This is a genomic window from Tannerella forsythia (assembly GCF_001006485.1).
GTDB lineage: Bacteria > Bacteroidota > Bacteroidia > Bacteroidales > Tannerellaceae > Tannerella > Tannerella forsythia.
Genome location: NZ_JUET01000140.1, coordinates 1 through 386, shown reverse-complemented (window position 1 = coordinate 386; position 386 = coordinate 1). Strand labels below are relative to the sequence as shown.

Sequence of the window (386 nt, the reverse complement as noted above, 5' to 3'; positions counted from 1 at the left end):
TCAAATTTCTGTATTACCGTCAAAGATACGAATTGCAGAAAAATTTCATACCATTAGTATGGCTTTTGTTCTTTCGGATAGCAGATGACAATTCAAGAAATACGGACTGCTTGTGCACGTACGGCGGAGGCGCTCGACCGGGGGGCGCTTAAAACAGCCTTTGATACGCTTCAAGGGTTGATTGCCGGTTCACAAGCCTATACGTATCAAAACAAACTCGACAAATTACAGGAGACGTATCAATATATGCTTCGTTATTAAATAGAAGGATCGTGGGACCCTATGCAGGAACAGATTTATGCAGGGATTCTGACGCAAACATTCGAGCTGACAGATCGACTGCGACATGGACTTTTGGCAGATATTTCTCCTGAAACGTGTTATGC

1 protein-coding gene is annotated in these 386 nt (G+C 43.3%); it reads left to right on the top strand.

The window, feature by feature from the left end:
* Positions 1–84 precede the first annotated feature (84 nt).
* On the top strand, positions 85–261 hold the full coding sequence (locus tag Tanf_RS15200; RefSeq protein WP_161794977.1) for a basic helix-loop-helix domain-containing protein: 177 nt from the start codon (positions 85–87) through the stop codon (positions 259–261).
* Positions 262–386 lie beyond the last annotated feature (125 nt).